This is a genomic window from Rubritalea marina DSM 17716 (assembly GCF_000378105.1).
GTDB classification, from domain to species: Bacteria; Verrucomicrobiota; Verrucomicrobiia; order Verrucomicrobiales; family Akkermansiaceae; genus Rubritalea; species Rubritalea marina.
The window spans coordinates 127,989-150,946 of the sequence record NZ_KB899248.1; the positions used below are offsets into that span (position 1 = coordinate 127,989).

22 protein-coding genes are annotated in these 22,958 nt (G+C 49.2%); 15 read left to right on the plus strand and 7 right to left on the minus strand.

The genetic code is table 11. From position 1 onward, the window contains the following. Positions 1-73 precede the first annotated feature (73 nt). Positions 74-1,099 carry a UDP-3-O-(3-hydroxymyristoyl)glucosamine N-acyltransferase gene (lpxD, locus tag F454_RS0101935; protein WP_169334290.1) on the plus strand — a complete coding sequence of 342 codons (1,026 nt, stop codon included), beginning with the start codon at positions 74-76 and terminating at the stop codon, positions 1,097-1,099. Then, positions 1,099-1,827: an RluA family pseudouridine synthase gene (locus F454_RS13835; protein ID WP_018968935.1), complete on the plus strand. Its 729-nt coding sequence runs from the start codon at positions 1,099-1,101 to the stop codon at positions 1,825-1,827. Before lpxD ends, F454_RS13835 begins: the two co-directional genes overlap by 1 nt. A 1-nt stretch (position 1,828) precedes the next feature. Here the strand turns inward: F454_RS13835 and F454_RS0101945 are convergent, their stop codons facing one another. The 5 genes from F454_RS0101945 to F454_RS0101965 all read right to left on the minus strand — a co-directional run bounded on the left by F454_RS0101945 (position 1,829) and on the right by F454_RS0101965 (position 9,222). Next, on the minus strand, positions 1,829-5,776 hold the full coding sequence (locus F454_RS0101945; RefSeq protein ID WP_018968936.1) for a leucine-rich repeat domain-containing protein: 3,948 nt from the start codon (positions 5,774-5,776) through the stop codon (positions 1,829-1,831). 224 nt (positions 5,777-6,000) lie between these two features. Then, the gene (locus tag F454_RS0101950; RefSeq protein WP_018968937.1) at positions 6,001-6,471 is read right to left on the minus strand and encodes a RidA family protein; all 471 of its coding nucleotides are present in this window, start codon (positions 6,469-6,471) and stop codon (positions 6,001-6,003) included. Positions 6,472-6,495: 24 nt separating this feature from the next. Beyond that, positions 6,496-8,112 carry a CTP synthase gene (gene pyrG, locus F454_RS0101955; protein ID WP_018968938.1) on the minus strand — a complete coding sequence of 539 codons (1,617 nt, stop codon included), beginning with the start codon at positions 8,110-8,112 and terminating at the stop codon, positions 6,496-6,498. A gap of 17 nt (positions 8,113-8,129) precedes the next feature. Next, positions 8,130-8,888: a 3-deoxy-manno-octulosonate cytidylyltransferase gene (gene kdsB, locus F454_RS0101960; RefSeq protein ID WP_026292644.1), complete on the minus strand. Its 759-nt coding sequence runs from the start codon at positions 8,886-8,888 to the stop codon at positions 8,130-8,132. A 94-nt stretch (positions 8,889-8,982) separates the two neighbouring features. Continuing rightward, positions 8,983-9,222: a hypothetical protein gene (locus F454_RS0101965; RefSeq protein ID WP_018968940.1), complete on the minus strand. Its 240-nt coding sequence runs from the start codon at positions 9,220-9,222 to the stop codon at positions 8,983-8,985. 83 nt (positions 9,223-9,305) lie between these two features. Between F454_RS0101965 and F454_RS0101970 the strand changes: the two genes are divergently transcribed. From F454_RS0101970 to F454_RS0102025, 12 genes are all read left to right on the plus strand, one after another. Continuing rightward, positions 9,306-10,877, plus strand: a complete 1,572-nt coding sequence (locus tag F454_RS0101970) for a sodium:solute symporter family transporter (RefSeq protein WP_018968941.1) — start codon at positions 9,306-9,308, stop codon at positions 10,875-10,877. Positions 10,878-11,451: 574 nt separating this feature from the next. After that, a complete protein-coding gene (gene dnaA, locus F454_RS0101975) occupies positions 11,452-12,852 on the plus strand; it encodes a chromosomal replication initiator protein DnaA (RefSeq protein WP_018968942.1) in 1,401 nt (466 codons plus the stop codon). 213 nt (positions 12,853-13,065) lie between these two features. Further along, positions 13,066-14,169: a DNA polymerase III subunit beta gene (dnaN, locus tag F454_RS0101980; RefSeq protein ID WP_026292645.1), complete on the plus strand. Its 1,104-nt coding sequence runs from the start codon at positions 13,066-13,068 to the stop codon at positions 14,167-14,169. Positions 14,170-14,282: 113 nt separating this feature from the next. Then, positions 14,283-14,684 carry a hypothetical protein gene (locus tag F454_RS0101985; protein ID WP_156817089.1) on the plus strand — a complete coding sequence of 134 codons (402 nt, stop codon included), beginning with the start codon at positions 14,283-14,285 and terminating at the stop codon, positions 14,682-14,684. A 77-nt stretch (positions 14,685-14,761) separates the two neighbouring features. Beyond that, positions 14,762-15,082, plus strand: coding sequence for a bactofilin family protein (locus F454_RS0101990; RefSeq protein WP_018968945.1), 321 nt, complete (start codon positions 14,762-14,764; stop codon positions 15,080-15,082). Between the two features lie 111 nt (positions 15,083-15,193). After that, on the plus strand, positions 15,194-15,700 hold the full coding sequence (locus tag F454_RS0101995; RefSeq protein ID WP_083912850.1) for a GtrA family protein: 507 nt from the start codon (positions 15,194-15,196) through the stop codon (positions 15,698-15,700). Positions 15,701-15,741: 41 nt separating this feature from the next. After that, positions 15,742-16,512: a glycosyltransferase family 2 protein gene (locus F454_RS0102000; protein WP_018968947.1), complete on the plus strand. Its 771-nt coding sequence runs from the start codon at positions 15,742-15,744 to the stop codon at positions 16,510-16,512. Further along, entirely contained in the window at positions 16,502-18,139 is a 1,638-nt protein-coding gene (locus F454_RS0102005) for a hypothetical protein (RefSeq protein WP_018968948.1), read from the plus strand. The genes F454_RS0102000 and F454_RS0102005 overlap by 11 nt, the downstream gene beginning before the upstream one ends. 124 nt (positions 18,140-18,263) lie before the next feature. Then, positions 18,264-18,788, plus strand: a complete 525-nt coding sequence (locus F454_RS0102010) for a GbsR/MarR family transcriptional regulator (RefSeq protein WP_018968949.1) — start codon at positions 18,264-18,266, stop codon at positions 18,786-18,788. Positions 18,789-18,853: 65 nt separating this feature from the next. Continuing rightward, a complete protein-coding gene (locus F454_RS13840) occupies positions 18,854-19,285 on the plus strand; it encodes a thiol-disulfide oxidoreductase DCC family protein (RefSeq protein ID WP_018968950.1) in 432 nt (143 codons plus the stop codon). Then, entirely contained in the window at positions 19,282-20,184 is a 903-nt protein-coding gene (locus F454_RS0102020) for a TIGR01777 family oxidoreductase (protein WP_018968951.1), read from the plus strand. Before F454_RS13840 ends, F454_RS0102020 begins: the two co-directional genes overlap by 4 nt. 49 nt (positions 20,185-20,233) lie before the next feature. Next, on the plus strand, positions 20,234-20,623 hold the full coding sequence (locus F454_RS0102025) for a hypothetical protein (RefSeq protein ID WP_018968952.1): 390 nt from the start codon (positions 20,234-20,236) through the stop codon (positions 20,621-20,623). 19 nt (positions 20,624-20,642) lie between these two features. Here the strand turns inward: F454_RS0102025 and F454_RS0102030 are convergent, their stop codons facing one another. Further along, on the minus strand, positions 20,643-21,116 hold the full coding sequence (locus F454_RS0102030) for a hypothetical protein (protein ID WP_018968953.1): 474 nt from the start codon (positions 21,114-21,116) through the stop codon (positions 20,643-20,645). A gap of 96 nt (positions 21,117-21,212) precedes the next feature. On the opposite strand from F454_RS0102030, the gene F454_RS0102035 reads away from it, so the two are divergent. Continuing rightward, the gene (locus tag F454_RS0102035; RefSeq protein ID WP_083912851.1) at positions 21,213-21,785 is read left to right on the plus strand and encodes an SOUL family heme-binding protein; all 573 of its coding nucleotides are present in this window, start codon (positions 21,213-21,215) and stop codon (positions 21,783-21,785) included. A 40-nt stretch (positions 21,786-21,825) separates the two neighbouring features. Here F454_RS0102035 and moeB read toward each other — a convergent pair whose 3' ends face one another. Then, complete coding sequence (moeB, locus tag F454_RS0102040; RefSeq protein WP_051083276.1) at positions 21,826-22,953, minus strand: molybdopterin-synthase adenylyltransferase MoeB; 1,128 nt, start codon at positions 22,951-22,953, stop codon at positions 21,826-21,828. Between the last annotated feature and the right edge of the window lie 5 nt (positions 22,954-22,958).

A 22,958-nucleotide genomic window follows, 5' to 3' on the forward strand; every position in this document is an offset into this window, starting at 1 on the left:
TATGCTCACGAAGTATGTGGATCCACAGTGAATCTTTGGGTGACAAGTGATGATCTGGGTGCATACTGGCTGGGTGGAACTAAAATTAGCCGAAATTATTGAGAAGACAGGCGCTCGATTGGTGTCTAAAGGGAGTGCTGAGGTGTTTAGTGGGGTGGCCTCACTGGATGAAGCAAGTGCTGAGGATGTTTCATTTTTGGGGAACGAAAAATACTACCAAGATTATCTCGATACGAAGGCTGGTTTGGTTTTTGTGCCACAGATTGTTGAGCAATACCCAGAGGGTGTGGCCATTCTTGAAATCGAAAACCCTTCTTTTGCTTTCGGCCAAATCGTGAAGATGGTGAACCAACTGACACGAACATTCGCGCCTGGTGTGCACCCAGCGGCATGGGTGGCAGATGATGTGCAGTTCAACCCCGAAAAGGTATCGATCAAGGCAGGTGCCATTGTGGAGAGTGGCGCGATTTTAGGAGATGGTGTGGAACTCAATGCGGGCGTGAGTGTCGGTGTGGGCGTGAAGATTGGAGCTCATTCTACCGTGCATGCCAATGTGACGATCCGCGAATATTGTGAGCTCGGTGAACGGGTGATTTTGCAGCCAGGGTGTGTGATCGGATCTGATGGATACGGCTATGAGTTTGTCGATGGCAAGCACGAGAAAGTGGATCAGGTCGGTATTGTGGTCTTGGAAGACGATGTAGAGATAGGAGCAAATACGACAATTGATCGCGCACGGTTTGGGAAAACAGTGGTCGGTGAGGGAAGTAAAGTGGATAACTTAGTACAGATTGCCCACAACGTGAAAATCGGGAAACATAGTTTGGTTGTGGCTCAGACTGGGATTGCAGGTAGTGCAGAAATTGGCAACTACGTAACCATTGCAGCGCAATCTGGTGTGGCTGGCCACATCAAGATTGGAGATAAAGCAATCTTGCTTGGTCGCACTGGAGCGACTAAGTCTCTTGACGGTGATGCCATGTACATGGGGATGCCTCCTCGACTGGCTAAAGATGAGCGCAAGTCTATGGTGATGGTGGCGCGGTTGCCGCAGATTTATCAGGACCTGAAAGTGATCAAGAAGAAGCTCGATCTCTGATGCCTGGCGATTTAGCCGGCTTTGATTCTATGGTTGAGCCTATCGAGATTCTCTATCGAGATCCTTATTTGGTCGCTGTCAATAAGCCAGCTGGACATTTGGTGCATCCTGCGAGGGAGCCTGCTGCCGATGATTTGGTGACGATGAAAATCGTTAGAGACCAGATTGGTCAGCGAGTGTATACGATCCACAGGCTGGATCGCCCAACGTCTGGTGTGTTGCTTTTGGGGATTGATCGCTCGGTCGCGCGGAGTTTGCATTTGGCGCTTGAGGCGCATGACTTCGAGAAAAAGTATTGGGCGGTGGTACAGGGGCAGCCTGCTGCTGCTGAGTGGGAATGCCGTGCACCGATACAGAAAGAAGAGCTAGCCCCGCTGCGCGAAGCGCATACGAGCTTTCGCGTGTTGGCGAGCGAGCGAGTGGCGGCATTGGAGCCGATTTTTGGGGAGGCGGCTGGGGGATTGAGTTTGGTAGAAGCTGAACCACACACTGGCCGATTTCATCAAATACGTCGGCATCTATTGGATTGTGAGTTGCCTATTGTTGGAGATTATCGCTATGCAGGTATTGAACGATCAAATCAACTGAGTGACTTATTGGGCTTGCAGTCGCGCATGATGCTGCAAGCTAAGAGCCTGAAAATACAGCACCCAGTGACTGGTGAAGAGCTGATGATTGAAGCGCCGGCTGAGCCTTTATTTGAGCGTTGCGTGGCATCATTTTTTTAGTTCATTCCTCGGAGATCGTGATTCTAAGATACTGTTTGGGGGTGCCGCCATCCTTGGCAGTGCTCGATGTACGCATTCCGTCAGAGTCTAGAGTCGAGTGAGTGATCGAGGTGCTGAACCAATGGATGAGGTCGGTACTGCGTTCTACGGTGTATGTCATGCCAGCTTGGGCTGCATAATAGGTGATCGATAGGGTGTCGGCTTCGAGTCTTGCTTGAGGCATTGTTTGAGCCAGGAGGTCTGGGTGGATATTGAGTGCGTATGCCAGAAGCAGCGCCTTACCGTCATTATTTGGATCACTGCGGAGGTCGGAGTCGTAGGCTTGCTGGTGTTTCAGTAGCCATGGTGCATGGGGGTGGGTCAGGGCATCGATTGCTACTATGCTGAAGCTGCTGAAATTAGAGTGGTCGAAGCCGGTAGAGCCGGTATAGCGGTAGATGTTGAAGTCACTTGCGCTATTTCCAAAGGGTTGATTGCCCACTGTGCTGGGGGCGTTTCCTAGAAACAATGAGCTACTTAGAGCCTGGCAATAATAGAAGGCGTAGTCTCCGAGATCCACTAGGGAGCTGGGGAGTTCGATGTGTTTGATTGATGGACAGTTATAGAAGGCGGCATACTCAATGTCCTCGAGGGTCGCTGGGAAGGAAATCGATGCTAAGATTGGGCAATTCGATAGCGCAAATGATTCGATGGCTTTCAATCCACTTGGGAAGGTGATAGAGCTCAGTAGTGGGGCATTTCTGAAGGCACTAGGGCCTATGTTTTGGGTGCCATCAGCAACGACATAGTCTCCTGAGATCCCATGGGGGAATGTGAGGAGGGTTGCGCCATCTTTGGTGTAGAGTGCGCTATTGAGGCTGGAATATGTGGTGTTACTCGCGTCCACGGAGATCGAAGTGAGTTTGTCACAGCGGTTCACAAAAAATTCGCCTATGCTACTGACTTGGCTACCCAGGCTGAGACTGGCGAGTTGTTGGCAATTGGCGAAGGCTGAGTCCCCTAAGCTCGTGGTGCTATCTGGAATGGTGAGACTTGTGATGGCATTACAGCTAGAAAATGCATTTACCCCGATACTCAGTAGGCCTTCATTGAGATGGATTGTATGAGCTTGTTGGCAATAGCTGAAAGCGTAGGGACCCACACTTTCAGTGCTGTCAGGCAAGGTGATTATCTCAATTGAGGCACAGTTTCTGAATGCGGAATTACCAATCGAGTTGATCGAGTTGCCGAGAGATAATGTGAGGATCTCAGTGCAATCGTAGAATGCTTCTTCGCCGACACTGGTGACTCCATTCCCAATGGTCACTGCACTGAGAGCATCACATTGATAAAATGCTTGGTCTCCAATGCTGAGTGCTGAGTCGGGTATTGTGATGCTGGAGAGTTTTGCACATTGGTAGAACAATGCATCGGCGATGGCCACTAGCGAACTGCCGAGGTCAGCAGACACCAGTTTAGTGCATTCATAAAAAGCTTGAGAACCAAGAGATTCAAGCCCGTTTGGCAAGGCGATCGAGCCTAACTGATAGCATTGGTAAAATGCTTGATCTCCAATGACTTTGACGTCTCCATGAAAGCTCACTGTACTCAGATTGCTGCAGCCTCGAAATGCACAGTCGCCAATCTGGTTGATGATAGCAGGAAGGGAGATGCTTGTCAGTAAATCGCAATCCCTGAACGCATTGGCTCCGAGGCTCGTGAGCCCACTAGGGAGTGTCACCGCCGTGAGTGCTTGTGCTTGATAGAATGCATTTTTTCCAATGCTTGTGACAGAAGTGGGGACAATATAGTTACCGGCTTTGGCTCCCGGGTAACCGATGAGAGTGGAGCCTGAGAAGTCGAGTAGAATACCATCTTGGGTTTGGTAGTGTGTGTGCGCGCCTAACAAGATAACTTCTTCGAGAGATTCGCACGGTGACACGGCTCCTAGGCCAATGGACGTGACACTGTCAGGTATCGAGATGCTTGTCAGTTCTGAACAATGACTGAAGGCTTCTGCGGCTATGGTGGTAACGGGGAAGGTTTCGCCGCTGAGCGACAGAGATGACGGAATGATAAGGTCGCCGAGCGCATCATTGTTGCAGCTGGTGATGCTGATAGAGCTACCGTCATGGGTGAATTCGAGTCGGTGATTGGTGTTGATGATTGGCAAGGTGCTCTGGAGGTCGAGAGCGACGGTCTTGTAGTTGTCTGCCCACGCGTTGTCGAAACCCGTTGCATCATCAGCATAGTAAATGGCAAAACCGCTGGGTTTTGGATCGAGAAATTGGAAAATACTGCTGCCGGTGATCGAGCTTGGAGCGTTGCCTAGGAAATGTATAGAAACCAAGTTGGAGCACTCGCGAAAAACGCCAAATCCCAGAGTATCTAGGCTCGCGGGTAATGTGATACTGTGCAGTGCTGAGCACCCAAAGAACGAGGAGTCACTCAAGGTGAGTACCCCTTCTTCGAGAGTCACTCGAGTCAAAGACGAACAATTGGCAAACGCACCAAGGCCGATACTCTCGACATTACCTGGGATCAGAATGCTACTCAGCTTCGTGCAGTCTTGGAAGGTGTACTGCTGAATCTGACTCAAGTCCGTGCCAAACTGTACGCTGAGTAATGAAGAGCATTGGTGGAACGCATATTCCCCTAGAGTCGAGAGTGAATCTGGTAAGATGATGGCACTCAGCTTCGAACATGACTGAAATGCTGATGCTCCAATGCTAAGTAGCCCATCTGGTAGGATGATTCCATCGAGTGAAGTGCACGCTGCGAATACCTCGTTATCCATGGTCTCCAGCCCAGTACCTAGGTGGATTGATTCCAGCGATGTGCATGATATGAAGGCTCCTTGGTCAATCGATAGAACTGAATTAGGGAGTGTGATGGATTCTAGATCAGTGCATTGCCGAAAGGCGTATGCACCGATGCTTTCTAATTGGTTGCCAAAGCTAACGTTTTTGAGTGAAGGACAATATTGGAAGGTGCCGTAGTTGATCTGTTTGACACCGTTCCCGATCGTGACGGTTTCCAATTTGGAGCAGCCTTTCAGAGCTTCATCACCGATGCTGGTGACACTGTCGGGAATGGAAATGCTTGTGAGCTGGCTGCATTGAGAAATGGCATCCTCCACAATGGTAGTGACTGAGTTGGGTACGGTGTAGGTGCCGGGTTTTCCGGGGGGGAATTGTAATAGAGAGGAGGCGTCAGCATTCAGGAGGACGCCATCAATCACTTGGAAGTTGCTGTTACCAGCAGCGATACTAATGAAAGTTGCTGATGAGCAGCCAGAAAGGAGGCGATCTCCTATGCTGTTCACCTTTGTAGGAAGGTGTAGTGAGAGCAGTGCCGTGCAGGAACCGAAGGCCAAGTCTCCAATGCTAGTAAGAGAATCGGGTAAGGTAATAGATTCTAGTGAGGAACATTGATAGAAAACGTAATGATTGATGCTCAGTAGACCTTCGGGAATCGTGATAGAGCGCAAGTCGAAGCACTCGCCGAGTAGCCCCTGCTCGAGTGTTTTGAGCTCTGGCGGGAGCATTATAGTTTCTAGGGAGGAGCACCGGTAAAATGCGTAACGATCAATGCTTTCAAGGCTATCAGGGAGGGTGAACGCTGTTATTCCTTCGCAGTTGTTGAAGGCGAATTCCCCAATGTGGATGAGGGTGTCAGGCAGAGTGACGCTCGAGAGTGAGGCGCAATGACGGAAGGCTTCATTGCCGATGGCTGTTACGGGGTGCCCACTGGCTTCATCAGGAAGGTGGCTAGGGAGAACGAGGTCACCAGTGGCATCTTCATTGCAGTCTGTGATGGTGATCTCCCCTGAATCGATTTCGTAGCTTAAGCTGATATTGGTGTCGGGGATCACGAAAGATTCAGCCAATAGAGATAGGGAGCTGATCAGGAATGAAACAAGCATCAAGGCGAGTGCCCGAACTTGTTTGGCGTGAAGGTGCTGAATCATGAGTGGATCTTCCCGTGATACTGAAGCATTTCATTTCTATCAAGTATTAAGGTGTGGTGTATCTTAATGAGATATTAATGTTATCACATGCTGGATGTGACAATACCGAGCAATCCGAGAGCTTTCATGCATGTTCTGCTGATTCAAAGGCATAAAAAATGCGTCTCTTGTACGAGACGCATTGAGGGAAGAATAGAGTGACAGTATGGATGGTGAGGAAGCAATTATGCCTCGACCTCGACGACCATGTTGATTTCAACTGAGACGTTAAGTGGCAGTGCTGCCACACCGCATGCGGTGCGTGAGTGCTTGCCTTTGTCTCCGAATATTTCAACCAATAGGTCAGAGCAGCCATTGATCACGCTTGGATGAGCGTAGAAATCTTGCTCAGAATTTACAAAGCCATTGACGGTAACAATTTGCCTTACCTTGTCGAGTGATCCCACGGCGTCCTTGACTACGGCGAGGCGATTCAGAGTCACCAATCGGGCCGCTTGCTGTGCGGTTTCAATCGAGGTGTCTGTGGGTACTTTCCCCATCCATTGGTCTTCGAGAGGGGGGATGCCCCCGGCTAGAAATAGAAGGTTGCCACTGCGGGTGTAATTGAGGTAGGAGCCAGCTGGTGCTGGTACGTCTGGAAGCTCATAACCGAGCTCTTGAATTTTTGCTTCGATACTCACGGGATAATGCGTCATTAATGATGAAAACGATCTTTGTGACTAGCTATTCTTTTTAGCGAGTGCTGCTTCTACGAAACCAGCGAAGATCGGGTGTGGTTTGTTCGGCTTTGATTGAAATTCTGGGTGGAACTGGGCACCGATATAGAATGGGTGGTTTTGGATTTCCACGATTTCAACAAGTCCATGGTCTGCAGAAACGGAGCTGATTTTCAGGCCAGCAGATTCGATTTGTTCGCGGTAGGCTGGATTAAACTCATAGCGATGGCGGTGGCGTTCCGTGATGCTTTCCTCACCGTAGAGTTCAAATGCCTTGGTGTCTTTGTAGACCACGGATTCGGATGAGCCGAGGCGCATCGAGGCTCCCATAGTGGTGACATTTTCTTGTTCCTCTTGGAGTGAGATTACAGGGTGAGGCGTGTTTTTGTCGAATTCCGTGGATGTTGCTCCGTCTAGTTTGCAGACGTTGCGCGCGAACTCAATGGTGGCGATTTGCATGCCGAGGCAGATGCCGAAGTATGGCACGCCATTCTCACGGGCAAATTGCGCCGAACGGATTTTCCCCTCGGTGCCTCGATCACCAAATCCACCAGGGATGAGTATGCCGTCGACATCTTTGAGTTGAGTAGCTGGCCCTTCTTCTTCGATCTGGCCGGCATCCACGCGAATGACATTCACGCGGGTATCGTGCTTGGCCCCCGCATGCACGAGAGATTCGTAGATCGATTTGTAGGCGTCTTGAAGTTCAATGTACTTTCCAACCACGGCAATAGTGACCTCATGCGTTGGGTTGATGACGCGATCGACAAAGTGGCGCCATTGCTCGAGGTCTGGTGTCTCGGATTCGAGTCCCAGGCGGTCGCTTACGAGGCGGTCGAGCTTGTCGCGACGGAGGTCGAGTGGGCATTCGTAAATGGTGTGCTTCACATCGCGGAAGGCGACCACGTTTTTTGCCTCAACGTTACAGAACATCGCGATTTTGGCGCGGTTGTCTTCATCAAGGTCGTGCTCGGTGCGGCAGACAATGATGTCTGGCACGATACCAATTTCACGGAGTTTGGCGACGGATTGCTGAGTTGGTTTGGTCTTAATTTCTCCCGCAGCAGCGATGTAAGGCAGTAAAGTAACGTGGATGAAGCAGACGTTGTCGCGGCCAACTTCGAGTGAGAACTGGCGCAGGGCTTCGAGGAAAAGGTGTCCTTCGATATCGCCGGTGGTACCGCCAATTTCGGTGATGATCACATCGGCGTCGCTCTTGAGGGTGACTTCGCGGATGCGGTCTTTGATGATGTCGGTACAATGCGGAATGAACTGCACGGTCTTACCAAGGTACTTGCCACTGCGCTCGTTCTTGATCACATTTTCAAATACTTGGCCAGAGGTGATATTGTTGAGGCTGGAGCACTCGCAGTTGGTGAAGCGTTCGTAGTGACCCAGGTCGAGGTCAGTCTCCGCGCCATCAGCTAGAACGTAAACTTCGCCGTGTTGGTATGGCGACATGGTGCCTGGGTCAACATTGAGGTAGGGATCAAACTTTTGAATGAGAACGTCGAGGCCACGGTGCTCGAGCAGGGTGCCCAAGGATGCTGCTGCTAGACCTTTACCGAGTGAGGATACTACCCCTCCGGTAACAAAAATATATTTAGTAGGATGCGCCATGTGAGATGGAATTGAGATTATGAATTAGATTGTGATAGGAGTACGTGTTCAAGCTCTGCAGCTTGTTCAGGGGTATCAATGCCGCCAGAAAGGTCATCGGTAATAATGACTTTGATGCGGGCATTGTTTTCGAGCGCACGCAGCTGCTCGAGGGATTCAGCCAACTCTAGCGGCGATGGTGGCCACTGCACGAATTGGTTAAGAAAGTTTTTGTTGTATGCGTAGATGCCTTTGTGGCGGAAGCAAACAAGTTCAGGGCTACTGGAGCGTTTGTAGGGGAGTGGTGAGCGGGAGAAGTAGAGTGCCTCATGGTTCTGTTTGAGTACACATTTCACAACGTTGGGGTCCTGCATCAAATCTGCATCATCGATCGGGTTCGCCGCAGTTGCCATTTCCAGTGCTGGATCATCAACCATCGCCTGCGCTAGTTCATCGATGAGGCTTGGTGCAATCAATGGTTCGTCACCTTGGATATTGATGAGGTGGGTGGCTTGTGGGAATTGTGCAGCAGCTTCTGCAATGCGGTCGGTACCAGTGGGGTGGTCAGCTGAGGTCATGACCACTTCAGCACCCATTTGCTGACAAAAAGCTAGAATACGCTCGTCATCAGTAGCGACGACAATTTTATCCAGCATGGAGCACTCGGCACAACGTTCCCAGACACGCTGAATCAACGCCTTGCCGGCGATTGGATGAAGCGGCTTTCCGGGGAAACGAGTGGAGGCCCATCGCGCTGGAATGATTCCTAAAATATAGTGATTCGAATCAGTATTCACGGTGAAGCTGGTGCAGGTTACTGTTGGGTTCTTACTGGCGCAAGGCTCTTTTCAATCGATTTGAGGCGACGCTGGCGCCTCACTTGAACCAGAGCTAGAGCAAGCCTTCATCGCGCAAAAAGTCCAGCGCTTTCACCAAACTGTATTGCACGAGGTAATGCTGTAATTGCTTAGGGCATGATTTCAAATGCTGAGCCTTCCAAGTGTCAATGGCTTCACTCACCTGTTGGAGTTGCTTGAGTTGTTCTTCGGGTGACTCCGTACGCAGCTTTTCATCACCAATCACATCTAACCGCTGTTGGAGGAGTTTGGCTAAATCTTGGTATGTCTTCATGGTGTCGAAGGTGTTGTTGTGCTTAAGAAAAGTAAAGTATTCATGTCGACTTCGTCGATCTCACTTGGTAGTGCTATGCAGGTATGGATGAGATTGCGAAGAACTTTGGCCTCATTGACTGGGGTGTGGTGTTTCTCTACATGGCTTTAACCACCTGGGTGGGGCACTTATTAAGAGGGCAACAAGCAACCATCAAAGACTTTTTCCTAGGTGGGAAGTCATTGCCGTGGTGGGCGGTGAGCGGATCAATCATTGCTACAGAGATTAGTGCTCTTACCTTTATTGGCGTGCCCGGAATGGTATTCGCATTGAAGGGCGACTGGACCTATCTGCAGTGGGGATTGGGCTCAATAATTGCTCGTTTCATTGTGGGGTATTACCTCGTGCCCATCTATTACCAACGCGAAATTTTTAGCCCCTATGATTTTATGGGGCACAAACTAGGTGAGTCGGTGAAACGATTAGTGACTGGCTTGTTTAGCTTAGGGGCTATTCTTGGTCAGTCGGTTCGTGTTCTCGTGACAGCGATCATACTCAAAGCCGTCACTGGCATGGACATGAGTTATTGTATTTTGATCATTGGAGCTTTTGCCTTGGGGTGGACTTTAATGGGCGGCATGCGAACGGTGATTTGGACTGATGTGATGCAGTTTTGTGTCTTTATTGTGGGTGGCCTTTTCTCACTCTACTGGCTCTGGTCGGAGCTAGGCACACAGCAAATCATAGAGATGAATCGTTCCGTCATGGTGGACGGGGAAACGATTGATAAGATGCGTGTGTTCAACTTTAGCACGGATCCAGCCGTTAATTTTACCTTTTGGGTCGCGATCATCGCCATGCCTTTCCAGAATCTTGCGGCATTTGGGACTGACCAGCTCAATGCACAACGGATCTTTTGTTGTGGAACTCCTGGAGACGCCCGTAAGGCGATGCTTTGGAGTAGCGTTTCTCAGTGCATCACCCTCATGATGTTGGCCGTGGGCTCTGGCTTATTCGCTTGGTATTTAATCCACGAAGCCACTCCTGCAGAGATGGCATTGATGGAGCAGGACAGTAGTAATGCTTTTCCAGTTTGGATCGTCACTGTTCTGCCTACGGGAATCAAAGGGCTTATTGTAGCAGGCGCTTTTGCTGCTGCTGTTTCTAGTTTAGACTCTATTTTAGCGGCCCTCTCTCAGACCACGCTCTCAGCTTATTACGGACAGAAGTACATTGATGAGCACGGAAGTGACGCAAGTATCGTTCGTAAGTCACGAGCCTTGGTGGTGATCTGGGCAGTGGTTTTATCAGGAACTAGTTTGCTCTTGAGCAGTAATTACTATGCAGAAGGAGGAGATCGTAGCCTGATCGGTTTGGCCTTCCGTATGGTGAGCTACACCTATGGTCCATTATTAGCGATTCTGATCATCGCCTTGTTTTCTAATCGATTGCCATGGTCTCGCATTGGCCTTGTGATCGGCACTGTTGCCTCTGTCATGCTGAGTGCATACATGCAGGTAGATATATACAACCTTGCAGACGCTTTAGGCTGGGATTGTTTTCAACAAATCAAAGAGTCACGGCCTGAAGTGAGTTTCGCATGGTTCTACCCGATTACCACGGTGTTAACGGTACTTGTGACTGTCGTGTTTGGTGTTTTTAAACCTTCTAAATGACTGATGCTGAAACACTCTTCGCTCAGGAGGAGGTGATTTTCATGAGTTCCATCTATTTGACTCATATTGCATAACGCTGCGATGCTTCAAATTGAGTGAATTGCAAAAAAAATAGTCGATGGCAAATTCCCTGTTAGTGGTTTTGTGAATTGAATTTGATAACGAGCTATAGATCACTTCGTTTTCTCGCTAGGGACTTTATTTTTCATGGGCTTACAGACGTTTAACTAGTGGCTAATAGGTCATAAGTAGAAGTTTGGTTTAGATTGGTTGTTTTGGTTGTTGTCTATTGAATTATAGTGACTTGCGGTAGAATGTTAGATGTCTAACAGGTGATTTGGAGATAGTTAACCAATCTTAACTTTATGTAGAGTCAAGTCAGTATTTTTTGATCGCCGTGGAACTCTTGTGGAAACGTAAAATTTTATTTATCTGGTTGATAAATTATAAAAAGTTTTGGCCAGAGCTTTAAAAATTAGAGTAAAACCCTCTTCACCCCCGAGGGGCAGATATGTGACGAAAATTGCACATTCTGGTTCCCAATAAAAAACCTTGATATTGGAGCTACACACACATGAATAAAACGAATACTGCTGAGGATAGAGAGAGCGCGAACACGCATGAGGATAAAGTATGGAATGCAGTATCAATTCATTTGCAAAAACTTTTAAGCGCGGATGCTTATGAGCGTTGGTTTAGCGGCGCACGATGCGTCGAGCTCAGTGAGAACGAAGTTTGTGTGGAGGTACCTAGTGACATCCACCAGGTGTGGGTTGAGACTAACTTTATGCCTGAGCTTCAATCAGCAGTTTCTCAGGTGTTGGACGCCTCAGTGGTGGCACGCGTGACAGTTGAGGGAATGGAGGAGGAACGCGTGGAGAGCCCGAATGCCGCAGCGCCTCACTCAGTGAAGACGCAGAAAGCGGACCCAGCCATGGACAAGAAACTGAAGAGCATTGGGCTCAACCCGCTGTTCAATTTCATGCGTTTTGTGGTGGGGCAGAATAGCGAGTTTGCTCACGCTGCGTGTACTGCGATTGCCACAGGTTCTGGAGTCACCTACAATCCTCTGTTCATTCACGGTAGTTCCGGCTTGGGGAAGACTCACTTGATGCAGGCTGTAGGCAACCGTATCGTGAGGGAGAACCCCGAAGCTAAGGTTGTGTACCGCACATCGGAAAAGTTCACCAACGAGTTCATTGACTCGGTAAAGAAGGGGGATCTCGAGAAGTTTCGTAATCGTTACCGCAAGGCCGATGTTTTATTGATCGACGATATACAATTTCTGGCTGGTAAGGAGCGTTCTCAAGAAGAGTTCTTCCATACTTTTAATACCTTGTTGGATCTGCAGAGCCAAATCGTTCTCACTAGTGATCGTCCAGCTTGCGAAATTAAGAAATTTGAGCCGCGCTTGATTTCTCGTTTTGAAAGTGGCCTAACTGTTGAAATGCAGCCACCAACTATGGAGACTCGCGTTGCGATTCTGCAGAAGAAAATGGATGACTGGGACGTGAAACTCTCAGATGAAGTAGTCCGTTTCGTGGCTGAGCGCATTCGCAGTAATGTGCGCCGCTTGGAGGGGGCCTTGGTGCGATTGGCAACCTTTGCATCGCTTGGGAGTTCATCGATCGATGTTGATCGTGCGGAGAGTCTTTTGCGTGATATCCTGCGTGAAGAGGGATCCAAGCAGGTTAGTATAGATGCCATCCAGAAAGCGGTCTCTGAGCATTTTGATATTCGTCTCGCTGACATGAGTAGCAGACGCCGCCCTGCAAATATTGCATTTGCTAGACAAGTGGCAATGTACCTCAGTCGCAAAATGACTCAATCATCCTTAATGGAAATTGGTGACGCCTTTGGTGGTCGTGATCACGGCACTGTGATTCATGCGGTGAAGAAGGTAGAGCAGCGCATTCAAAAGGAGTCCTTGGTTCGTGATACTGTGGATTTATTGGACGCAATGCTTCAGCGTTAACGTGCATCGCGCAGCGTGCTGAGCGATTCAGTTGCTGCTGCCTAGGCACTATATGTAGTATGTGGTAACCGATGTCGGTGCCACATGGGTATTTAGCCGTGATTTTTCGCAAATGAGACTTGCCTTTGTTTGAGGAGAGTTCAATTTATCAATGTGATCATTGACTGCGCAGATTCAAGCGCAGGCCGAACCAACTCAAGCTCAGTCGAACTCATGAAATTTACTATTTCCAAACTCTCATTCCTCGATGCACTGCAGCAAGTGCAGCACGTAGTGAGTAGCCGAACCACCCTGCCGATTTTATCTAACGTACTCATTGAGGCAAAGGGCAGCCAGCTTACTTTAACCACGACCGACCTCGATGTGGGTGTCAGCGGAACTGTGATGGCAGACATTGAGAAAGAGGGAGCCACAACGCTACCAGCGAAACGCCTAGTGTCTATCATTCGTGAGCTTCCAGCGGAAGATGTAGAAATCTCAATTGACAGCAAGAACCACGCGAGCATCAAGTCCGGCCCATCATTTTTCAAAATCATCGGGCTCGGTGAGGACGAGTTCCCTCCACTTCCAAAGTTCGACGACTCAAAAGAGTACAAGATTTCACAAGAGATGCTTCTCGATTCCTTGAAGAAGACATCCTATGCGATTTCTACGGATGAAACCCGTTATGTGTTGAATGGTATTTTTACTTCCTTCAAGGATGGAAAGATCACACTCGTTGCTACCGATGGTAGACGACTCGCAATGGTTGAAAATGACTTGGAGTTCCCAGCGAGCCATGAGGCTGATGTGATTATCCCTTCGAAGGCAGTGACTGAGCTTCAGCGCCTCTTGTCCAACAAAGGTGAGGTGGTGATTCGTCTCTCTGAGTCGCAGATTGCTTTCGAAATTAACGGTAGCTTTCTTGTATCGAAGTTGATTGAGGGCAATTACCCAAATTACCGTCAGGTGATTCCTAATAACACTTCTGAGCGTATTCAAGTGAACCGCGAAGCCTTCCTTGAGACAGTACGTCGTGTTTCTTTGATTGCCTCGGATAAGTCGAATTCTGTGAAACTCACCTTTGGTGCCAATTCTATTGATGTGATGGCGAATACTCAAGATGTGGGTGAGGCAACTGAGCGAGTCGACGTGACCTATTCGGGTGCTGAGTTTGCGATCGCGTTCAATCCGGAATTCTTGATGGCACCACTCAAGAGTCTTGATGCAGATGATGTGTATCTAGATTTGATTGATGAGATGAGCCCAGGTGTGATTCGTATTGAAGGTTCATTCCTCTATGTGATCATGCCGATGCGAGTGACTAACAACGGCTAGAATACGATTCTAAGCAACTTTCTGAAAGCGCCTCACTCGAGGCGCTTTTTTTGTGTCATAATGTTTGTGAATTCTCGCTTGTGTCGGCGCGTGGATCGGGCACTCTGTGATACATGATGACAACGATCAAACTAGGTTCACAGGACTACATGGATGTTGAGGAACTCCTCGGGGAAAACCCAGAAGATACTAACATCGAGATGGTGACAGGCATCGATTGTGATGATGAAGACATCGAGCGTCAAGAGGCTGATGGAGTTGAGGATCCTATGTCGACTATCGAGCTCATCGCTCAATGGAATCCGGATACTAAGGAGGGGATCCTCGATTGGTACTACACTTGTGTTTCTGCTGAAGCTGAAGAAGAGCCTGATATCCATCACGGTGGACCATTGATCGGCTTTCGCTATACCACTGAGGCTCCAGAATTTGATGAACTTCTGAATCCTGCTGTCGAGCAGTTGAATGAAGTGGTCGAGTGGGCAGAATTCCACCTCAACGAAGAAGAGGCTTAGGCTGGATGAAAGGATGCATTGGTTTCATAAATGGATCCTTGCCCTGAGAATCAAATTATGATGTTTTATCGGTAGTTATGGCAAACGCAACAAATGTTCTCGCAAGTGGTATTGAAATCACAGGTTCTATCAAGTTCTCAAACGACATGATTATCGACGGTAAAATCGATGGTGAAATCACCTCAGACAAAGGCAAGGTGACCATTGGTGAGAATGCGACAATCAAGGGCGATATCAAAGCTGGTGAAGTAAAGCTTTACGGTAAAGTTGAAGGCACAATCAGCTCAGAACGTTGTGAGCTAAAGTCAAACTCGAAACTCGAAGGTGACATCAAAACCAAGATGCTCAGCATGGAAGAAGGCGCAGTGCTTTCTGGCCGTACTGAGATCGGCGGCTAATGCCTCGGGCTAGGTGGGCACGCGACACTGCCCGCCAGATAAACAACGAATGAGCGTAGCGTGGGGAGTCTCTCAGCTACGCTTTTTTTGTATCAGAAGCACACATTGACGATGCCTAACCCTGCAACGAATGATGCTCCGAGCTTATGGTTCTGCCTGAGGCATCCCCGCACCATGTTACAGGTGCTGGCGCGTAAAGAAGCTCCTGTTTGGGCGCAATTTATTAAATATAGCCTTTGTGGTGGAATTTCCACGGTTATTTTATTCGCTGTGGTGGTGGCATTTCACGTCTATGCTCCTGAATTCTTGTCTGAAGATCAAGCCACTGAAGTCCGGCAGCACAACCTGCGTATTGCATTATTCACGGCTTTTGTTCCTGCGAACCTTTTTGCCTACTTTGCGAACCGTTGGCTGGTCTTTCAAACAGGTCGCTACGGCTTCTGGGCTGAGATATCTGTGTTCACAGGTATTTCGTTTGTTAGTTTTGTCGGTGGGGAGCTTGGTAAGATGTACATTGTCGAATGCGGGTTTCCAAACTGGATGGCAGCTGGCACGTTTGCCGTGAGTTCTGCATTGGTCAATTTCGTTGCCAGAAAATTCTTGGTTTTCGCTAGCTAACAACCTACTGCTGCACATTCTATCTATCAGCACAATTTCATATGAACTCTAACGATCCAATCGAACGCCCACTAAGTGTCATCATCCCATCATACAATGAAGAGAGCACGGTTGAGCAGGTCATTCGCTCTGTGTTTGCTGTGGATTTGGTGGGTGAGGTGATCGTGGTTGATGATTGCTCTGGCGATCGCACCGCGGAGGTTGTAGAGCGCTTGTGCTCTGAGTTTCCTCAGTTACAGCTTCTTCGACACGATGTGAATCAAGGTAAGGGAGCCGCCCTGCGCACTGGCTTCCAGGCGGCACGCCTCCCGTATGCGATCGTGCAGGATGCTGATTTGGAGTACGACCCTCGAGAATTTGAATTAGTGGTTCGGCCTTTGATTGATGGCAGTTGTGATGTTTGTTACGGTTCACGCTACTTAAAAGACAACCCACGACGTGTGCTCACCTTCTGGCATACCATGGGGAATCGCTTCCTCACGACCCTCTCGAATATGGTGACCAACATGTATGTGACGGACATGGAGACATGCTACAAAGCATTTAGACGTGAAGTGATTCAAGGACTGACGATTGAAGAGAACCGTTTTGGTTTTGAGCCTGAGGTGACAGCAAAGATAGCAAGGCACGATTTTCGGGTGATGGAGGTAGCCATATCCTACTACCCACGAAGCTTCTCGGAAGGTAAGCACATCGGGTGGAAAGACGGAGTGCGCGCGATCTACTGCATTTTGAAGTACGGATTTTTCCGTCGTAAGTCTTCTCCGTTCATGTTGTGTGAGACCGACGACAATTCAATTCATGACAAATAAGATGATGTCGGGGAATTCGACTGCATCAGGACTGGCCACGAAGCCACAGAAGTCATGGTTTGCACTCATCTTCATCGTAGGCTTTTTTTGGCCACTGTATCGACTTTTGATGAATGATGGTTGGATTTTGGATGATGAAATCAGCCATTATTATTTTTCTCGTTCAGTGTGGGAGAACCCAGAGCAATTGTTTAATCACTGGACTCGACCAGGTCGCAATTGGATACACTTGTTGGTCGCTCCATTAGGGTTTACTGCCACGCGTGTATTCACACTCATTCTATCGGCACTCGCTACCTGGATGAGCTATCGAGTGGCTGATAGGCTGGGCCTGAAGTATGCTTTTTTAATTCCTGCATTGCTGATGTTTCAGTCATGGTTCCCTGAGCTTTGCTATCCAGTATTGACTCAGGCTCCCTTCATGCTGGTGTGGATCTTGGGCATTGCGGCTGCCCTCAAGTCGCGATATCACTGGGCAGGCTTTTGCTTTGGCTATCTCTCATTAATACGCCATGAAGGAATTTTGCTTACTGCTCTCTGGGGGCTTTGGCTTAGCTTTCAACCTGGTGGGCTGATGCACAAGCTATTCGGCACGATCACTCATGGGAGAGGTGAAGTGACTTTGGCCAAGGCGATATCTCGCGATACATTGTATGCACTTAGTACGGTTTCAGCGATATTGATCTACAACATTGCAGCCTTCCTGATGCTTGGACATTGGCCGTTTTCGATCTATTTTGAATCCAAGCCGACCACGATGTATGGCAGTGGTACGGTCTACCATTACGTGCCATTGCTTATTTATGGAGCTGGCTTTGCTAGTAGTCTATTGGCAGCCATTGGCCTTTGTTTCTTGAGGGGGCGGGTGCATGCTTGGAGTTTGATTCTTGTGAGCTATGGATTTTACTTTGTGGCGCATTCTTTGATCTACTGGAAAGGAGCGTTTGCTTCAGGCGGCTATTACCACTTTATCATGCCAATGGCACCAGCTCTGGCATTGCTTGCTGCACTGGGCTTGGAGGGCCTTTGCGAGATGGTCAAAAAGTGGCGCTGGGGATCGAGGATTCAGAAACCGTTGGTTTCATGCTGTGTTGCGTGTGTCATCTTCCAAGGGTTCAATATGTTTCATCATCAGATGAATTACCAGAATTGGGCAAAAATCATGCATGAAGGAGGGAGACCGGAATTCAAGCTCATCGCGCCACCATTGGAGCAGGGGGGCCATTCTCAAACTGTGATTGAGGCCTCCGATTGGGCGACAAATCAAGAAAATGGCAGGGTCTTTGCTAAGCATGTGGCGCATAACTTCCATCAAGGGATTTTAGCTACTCAAGAGCAAATCGAGGCTGAAAATGCTGCGCTCTACATGATGCCTACGGGATCCTACTACCTCTGGGATTCTCTCTATTGTGAGTTTGAAAACCGCATTCGCTACGCTTCTTTTGATGAGAGTCAGGACTGGGTTGCAGTGCGCGCTTGGCAGCAAGAGTACCCAGTGGATGGGGCTGCAGATCCAGCCAAGATCTACCGGGTCGTGGTGTTTCAAAAAGTTTCTGCTAGAGACACCCAAGACAAGCATTATGACGTTCTCGGCGAGGCTGACAAAGTGGATCAAATCTACGAATAGAGCAGGAATTTCCCACTAATCCCTCCCACCTCATTGATTGAGTTTCCTAGGGGACTAGCGTCTTCGAAAAATTATCATTCTATTATTCTTTACTTGGATTTATTTTTCAGTAAATACTGAAAATATGAAAGGTGATGAAGGAGTGAAGCAATCCAAAGAGGCATTTATTGCACAGTGGGGGGCTTTGGGGAGTAGTTGGGGTATCAGTAGAACGATGGCGCAAGTGCATGCTTTACTCATGGTGAGCCCTGAACCGATGAGCACGGATCAGGTGATGGAAGAATTGGTGATCAGTCGTGGGAATGCGCATACCAACCTGAAAGAGTTAGTTGGTTGGGGATTACTTCGTATCGTTGTCCGCAAAGGTGAGCGCAAGGAGTTCTTTGAGGCTGAGAAGGATGTTTGGAAGATGTTTACATTAGTGTTAAAGGAGCGTCAGAGGCGCGAGATCGACCCGGCTTTATCTCTTCTCCAAGATTGTGCCGAGAACACCGAGGGTGCGAAGAGTGTCGAGGGGCTTGCATTTCACCAACAGATGAAGGAACTCGAAGAGTTTGCTCAGCTCGCGAGCAATGTAGGAGATAAAGTAGGTCGGCTCAAGTATGGACCAGCACTCAAGCTTGCAGCCAAAATTTTGGGGGTAGCGTGAGTGGTGATTAGTGGCTCTGAGCAAAAGGCGTGGTGTAAATTTTCAAAATTAACTGAAAGTACAAAATGAACAATACTAGAGGTATTCAAGAGATGGAAGTGTACTTTGATGGGGAATGTGGAATGTGTCGTCGTTTGATGCATTGGTATATGGCTCAACCTTTAGAGATTGAACCTCACTTTATTCCCTATCAGAAGGCGCTTGTAGATGTTGCGTTCCCTGAGTTGGAGGGCTACGATCCACAGGAACAGATGGTGCTTCGAATCAACCGTTTGGAGGTTCTTTATGGGGCAGATGCAGTCTTGGCTTTGATTCAATTGAGCAAGCGCTACCATCGCATTGGGCGCCTTATGTCTCACCCGAGCATGCTTGCCATGGCACGTAGTGGGTATCGATGGGTCGCTAGAAATAGACACAAGATTAGTCATATTTTATTTGGCCCCGCGGCGCAGTGTCAGCTTCCAGATCCAGCCAAAGAGAAAGGCGGTAAGCGATGAAGAGTATCGTTATCGTGGGAGCAAATGGTTTCTTGGGGAGAGTGCTTTCTAAGCACTTTTTAGGGAAGGGGTGGAAGGTGATTGGCATTGCTAGAACTCACAGTGGTTTGGTCGATGGTGTTGAATATGTGCATTGGGACGCAAAGCAGTTAGGGCCTTGGGTCGAAGCTCTAGAATGGGTAGATGCTTTGGTGAACCTCAGTGGCCGAAGCGTCAATTGTCGCTACCATCAGAGTAATCGAGAGCTCATTAGAGATTCACGGGTGCACACCACTGAATTGCTAGGTGAGGCAGTTAGTCTGTGCACACATGCTCCTAGAGTTTGGTTGAATGCGAGTACAGCAACGATATACAAGCACGCTCAGCACGCGCCGCAAGGTGATGATGGCGAAGTTGGAACCGGCTTTTCAGTTGAAGTGGCAAAAGCATGGGAGAGTGCATTCTTTGATCAGCAGCGCGATGGTGTGAGGCAAGTGGCGATGCGCACGGCTATCGTTATGAGTCAGGAGGCGAAGACCGTCTGGCCAGTGATGCAGGGGCTTGCCAGGCGTGGTCTAGGCGGGACGATGGGAAGTGGTCAACAGATGGTGAGCTGGATTAGCGACCTTGACTTCGCTCGAGCTGTCGAGTGGTTGCTAGGAAACAAGCAAGCTTACGGGACCTATAATTTGAGTGCTCCTGAGCCCTTGCCGAACGCTCAACTTATGGGGGAAGTACGCGATAGTGTGAATCGGCCCTGTGGTTTGTCAGCGCGGGCTTGGATGCTAGAGATCGGTGCATTTTTCATGCGTACGGAAACGGAATTGGTATTAAAAAGTCGTTGGGTACTTCCGAGTAGGTTGGTGGATGAGGGCTTCCGTTTCCAACATGAGAATTTACGTGAGTGGAGATCAAGCTAGCGGAGGAGTAAGCTGCGTGCTATTCTATGCTTCAACTTTTTCTGGAATCATGAACACACGCAGTCAGCTTTCCCTCGCCTTCAATCATGTGGACAAAAACATCGTGGCCGCCACACTCAGTGTGGTCCCTGGTCTTGGGCACCTCTACAAGCAAAAGTTTGTGCATGGTTTAGCCTTGTTGGTTGTCGGCAATGCGACGACTTTGTGGCTTACCGAGTGGCTAGCATTTGATTATTTCGGAATGGCAGTATACATGATCCCACTTGGCTACGTGGTGGCTGTGATGTGTGATGCCTACTATGCCGAGCGTGGCGGTGGTAAGACCTTGTTCGTGCAACCATGGAAGAAGGTCGATCCCAAACTGGTTGCCGAAGAGTGTAAGATCCTCGACGGGTATGAAGAAAGTGAAGGAGAAGGGATGAATGGCGATGGAGTCTAGCCGGAGAAATGGATGACCATTACCAAATGTCGTCGATGAAGCCGTCTGAGCCATCTGGCATTTTCACATCGGCACCAATCACCTCGCCAAGAAGAGCTGAACCAATCGGTGAGTCAGGCGTGATTACAGTGAATACCATCCCTTGAAATTCGACTCTTAGGCCACCTCCAGCTGGTAGTAGCAGGTAGCCATATGCATCTGTATCTGTGCTGATAGTGCACATCGCGCCCGGTGCAATCGGCGCATCATCATCGAGGTCGAGTACGAGTCTTTCGATGATTCCGATCTGTTCCTCTAGCAGGTTGACTTTGGCAGCTTGGGCCTCTGCTAGATATGAGGCTTCCAGGCCGCGCGTGTCATATTTTCCTTCTTGTTGGCTTTGAGAGTCTGTTGAGTTTTCATGGGTCTCTAGTGCCGCTCGACGCAGTACATCAAGGTCAGATTGAAGTGTGTTGAGAATGGATTGGATGATGTCGCTTTTGCTCTGACTCATAGTTTAAGGAGTGAGGAATAATGCGCGATATTTGTTGGCAGGTCAACCATATCGAGCTACCTTTACTCTAGAAATTTATCACCGTCTATCAGGCCTATGAAAATAACCTTCACTACCTTTTTATTATGTATTGCGATGCTTCTACCCGCCAGCGCTATTGAGAAACCAGAATTTGAATTGGTGCAGAATGAGGAAGGCGTGGAGTTACGCCGCTACAAGACCTTGCACATTGTCACCACAAAGATGGGTGACCATTCAGGACGAAATAATAGTTTTCGTAAGCTTGCTGGGTACATTAGTAAACAAAATGACAAGGAGCAGAAAATTGCAATGACTGCGCCAGTGATCATGGCTCCTGGTGATGGTGGGGCTGCAGCGCAGCAACAGACGATGAGTTTCATTGTGCCGCAAGCAGTCGTCGATGCTGGAATTCCGAACCCTAGCAATGCGGAAGTATCGCTAGATAGTATTCCGGAAGGCCTGATCGTTGCGGCTCGCTACAAGGGATCGTATAAAAAAGAATCTCGTGAAGCTGCAATTGCGAAGCTGCGTGCTTTCATTGAGAAAAACGCACTGACCGCTGTGTCAGAGCCGAGCTTTGCCTTGTATAACCCACCGTGGATTCCCGAGTTTTTCCGCCGCAATGAAGTCTGGATCAGGGTCGAGTGAAGGCGAGAGGGCTGGGTTGTTTCCCTCAGCCCACCTCGATTCATGCCATTGGCAGCGTGGGGTCGATCAGGGTGCGCCAGGCGTCGATGCCACCTTTGACATTAGTTAGGTCGGAGTACCCTTGGGCTTCGAGAAATTGGCATGCCTTGGCGCTGCGGCCCCCGGCCTTGCAGTGGATGTAAATCTTTTGGTCGCTTGGGAGTTCGCTGTAGCGGTTAGGAAGCTCTTGAAGCGGAATGTGGATTGTTCCATCCAGTTTAGCAGCATCCCATTCTTCTGGGGTACGCACGTCTACCAGGATGCCATCGAGCCCTTGCTTGAGGGCTGTGGCGAGTTCTTGAACAGTGATTTCTTTCATAGATTCGGTATTGGGAACGCCACAGAAGCCATCGTAGTCGATGAGGTCAGTGACGCTTGGGTTTGGACCGCAGAGGATGCATTCAGGGTCTTTGCGGAGGGTGAAGTTGCGGAACGTGGTGTTGAGGGCGTCGTAGTGGACTAGCTTGCCAGTTGGTGGTGTGCCGATACCGGCGATGAGCTTGATTGCTTCCATCGCCTGCAAGGAGCCGATGATGCCGGGAAGGACGCCGAGCACGCCAGCCTCTGCGCAGCTGGGCACCGTACCTGGGTCAGGAGGATTCGGGAGCATGCAGCGATAGCACGGGCCGCCGAGGTGCGGAGCGAAGACTGAAACCTGTCCTTCAAAGCGGAAGATCGAGCCGTAGACATTTGGTTTGCCAGTGAAGTAGGCGAGGTCGTTACTGAGGTAGCGGGTGGGGAAGTTGTCGGTACCATCGATGATGATGTCGTAGGGCTCGGCAATTTCACGCGCATTTTTGGCAGTGAAGCGGGCGTCGTGAGTCACCACTTCGATGTGGGGGTTGATCTCAAGGAGGCGATGCTTCGCACTTTCTAGCTTCGGTTTGCCAATCCACGACTCGCCGTGGATGATCTGTCGCTGGAGGTTCGAGGGCTCGACATGGTCTGAGTCGACCAACCCTATCTTTCCGACGCCAGCGGCTGCGAGGTACATGGCGGCTGGAGACCCCAGACCGCCGGTGCCAATACAGAGAACTGAGCCAGCTTTGAGCTTTTCTTGGCCGGTTTCTCCGAGTTCAGGGAGAGTGAAGTGGCGCGCGTAGCGTTGCTTTTCCTCAGGTGTCAGCATGGCGC

Coding starts and splice junctions, on each gene's coding strand:
- F454_RS13835 (WP_018968935.1), top strand. CDS start 1,099: ATGCCTGGCGATTTAGCCGGCTTTGATTCTATGGTTGAGCCTATCGAG.
- F454_RS0101945 (WP_018968936.1), bottom strand. CDS start 5,776: ATGATTCAGCACCTTCACGCCAAACAAGTTCGGGCACTCGCCTTGATG.
- F454_RS0101950 (WP_018968937.1), bottom strand. CDS start 6,471: ATGACGCATTATCCCGTGAGTATCGAAGCAAAAATTCAAGAGCTCGGT.
- pyrG (WP_018968938.1), bottom strand. CDS start 8,112: ATGGCGCATCCTACTAAATATATTTTTGTTACCGGAGGGGTAGTATCC.
- F454_RS0101965 (WP_018968940.1), bottom strand. CDS start 9,222: ATGAAGACATACCAAGATTTAGCCAAACTCCTCCAACAGCGGTTAGAT.
- F454_RS0101970 (WP_018968941.1), top strand. CDS start 9,306: ATGGATGAGATTGCGAAGAACTTTGGCCTCATTGACTGGGGTGTGGTG.
- dnaA (WP_018968942.1), top strand. CDS start 11,452: ATGAATAAAACGAATACTGCTGAGGATAGAGAGAGCGCGAACACGCAT.
- dnaN (WP_026292645.1), top strand. CDS start 13,066: ATGAAATTTACTATTTCCAAACTCTCATTCCTCGATGCACTGCAGCAA.
- F454_RS0101985 (WP_156817089.1), top strand. CDS start 14,283: ATGATGACAACGATCAAACTAGGTTCACAGGACTACATGGATGTTGAG.
- F454_RS0101990 (WP_018968945.1), top strand. CDS start 14,762: ATGGCAAACGCAACAAATGTTCTCGCAAGTGGTATTGAAATCACAGGT.
- F454_RS0101995 (WP_083912850.1), top strand. CDS start 15,194: ATGCCTAACCCTGCAACGAATGATGCTCCGAGCTTATGGTTCTGCCTG.
- F454_RS0102000 (WP_018968947.1), top strand. CDS start 15,742: ATGAACTCTAACGATCCAATCGAACGCCCACTAAGTGTCATCATCCCA.
- F454_RS0102005 (WP_018968948.1), top strand. CDS start 16,502: ATGACAAATAAGATGATGTCGGGGAATTCGACTGCATCAGGACTGGCC.
- F454_RS0102010 (WP_018968949.1), top strand. CDS start 18,264: ATGAAAGGTGATGAAGGAGTGAAGCAATCCAAAGAGGCATTTATTGCA.
- F454_RS13840 (WP_018968950.1), top strand. CDS start 18,854: ATGAACAATACTAGAGGTATTCAAGAGATGGAAGTGTACTTTGATGGG.
- F454_RS0102020 (WP_018968951.1), top strand. CDS start 19,282: ATGAAGAGTATCGTTATCGTGGGAGCAAATGGTTTCTTGGGGAGAGTG.
- F454_RS0102025 (WP_018968952.1), top strand. CDS start 20,234: ATGAACACACGCAGTCAGCTTTCCCTCGCCTTCAATCATGTGGACAAA.
- F454_RS0102030 (WP_018968953.1), bottom strand. CDS start 21,116: ATGAGTCAGAGCAAAAGCGACATCATCCAATCCATTCTCAACACACTT.
- F454_RS0102035 (WP_083912851.1), top strand. CDS start 21,213: ATGAAAATAACCTTCACTACCTTTTTATTATGTATTGCGATGCTTCTA.
- moeB (WP_051083276.1), bottom strand. CDS start 22,953: ATGCTGACACCTGAGGAAAAGCAACGCTACGCGCGCCACTTCACTCTC.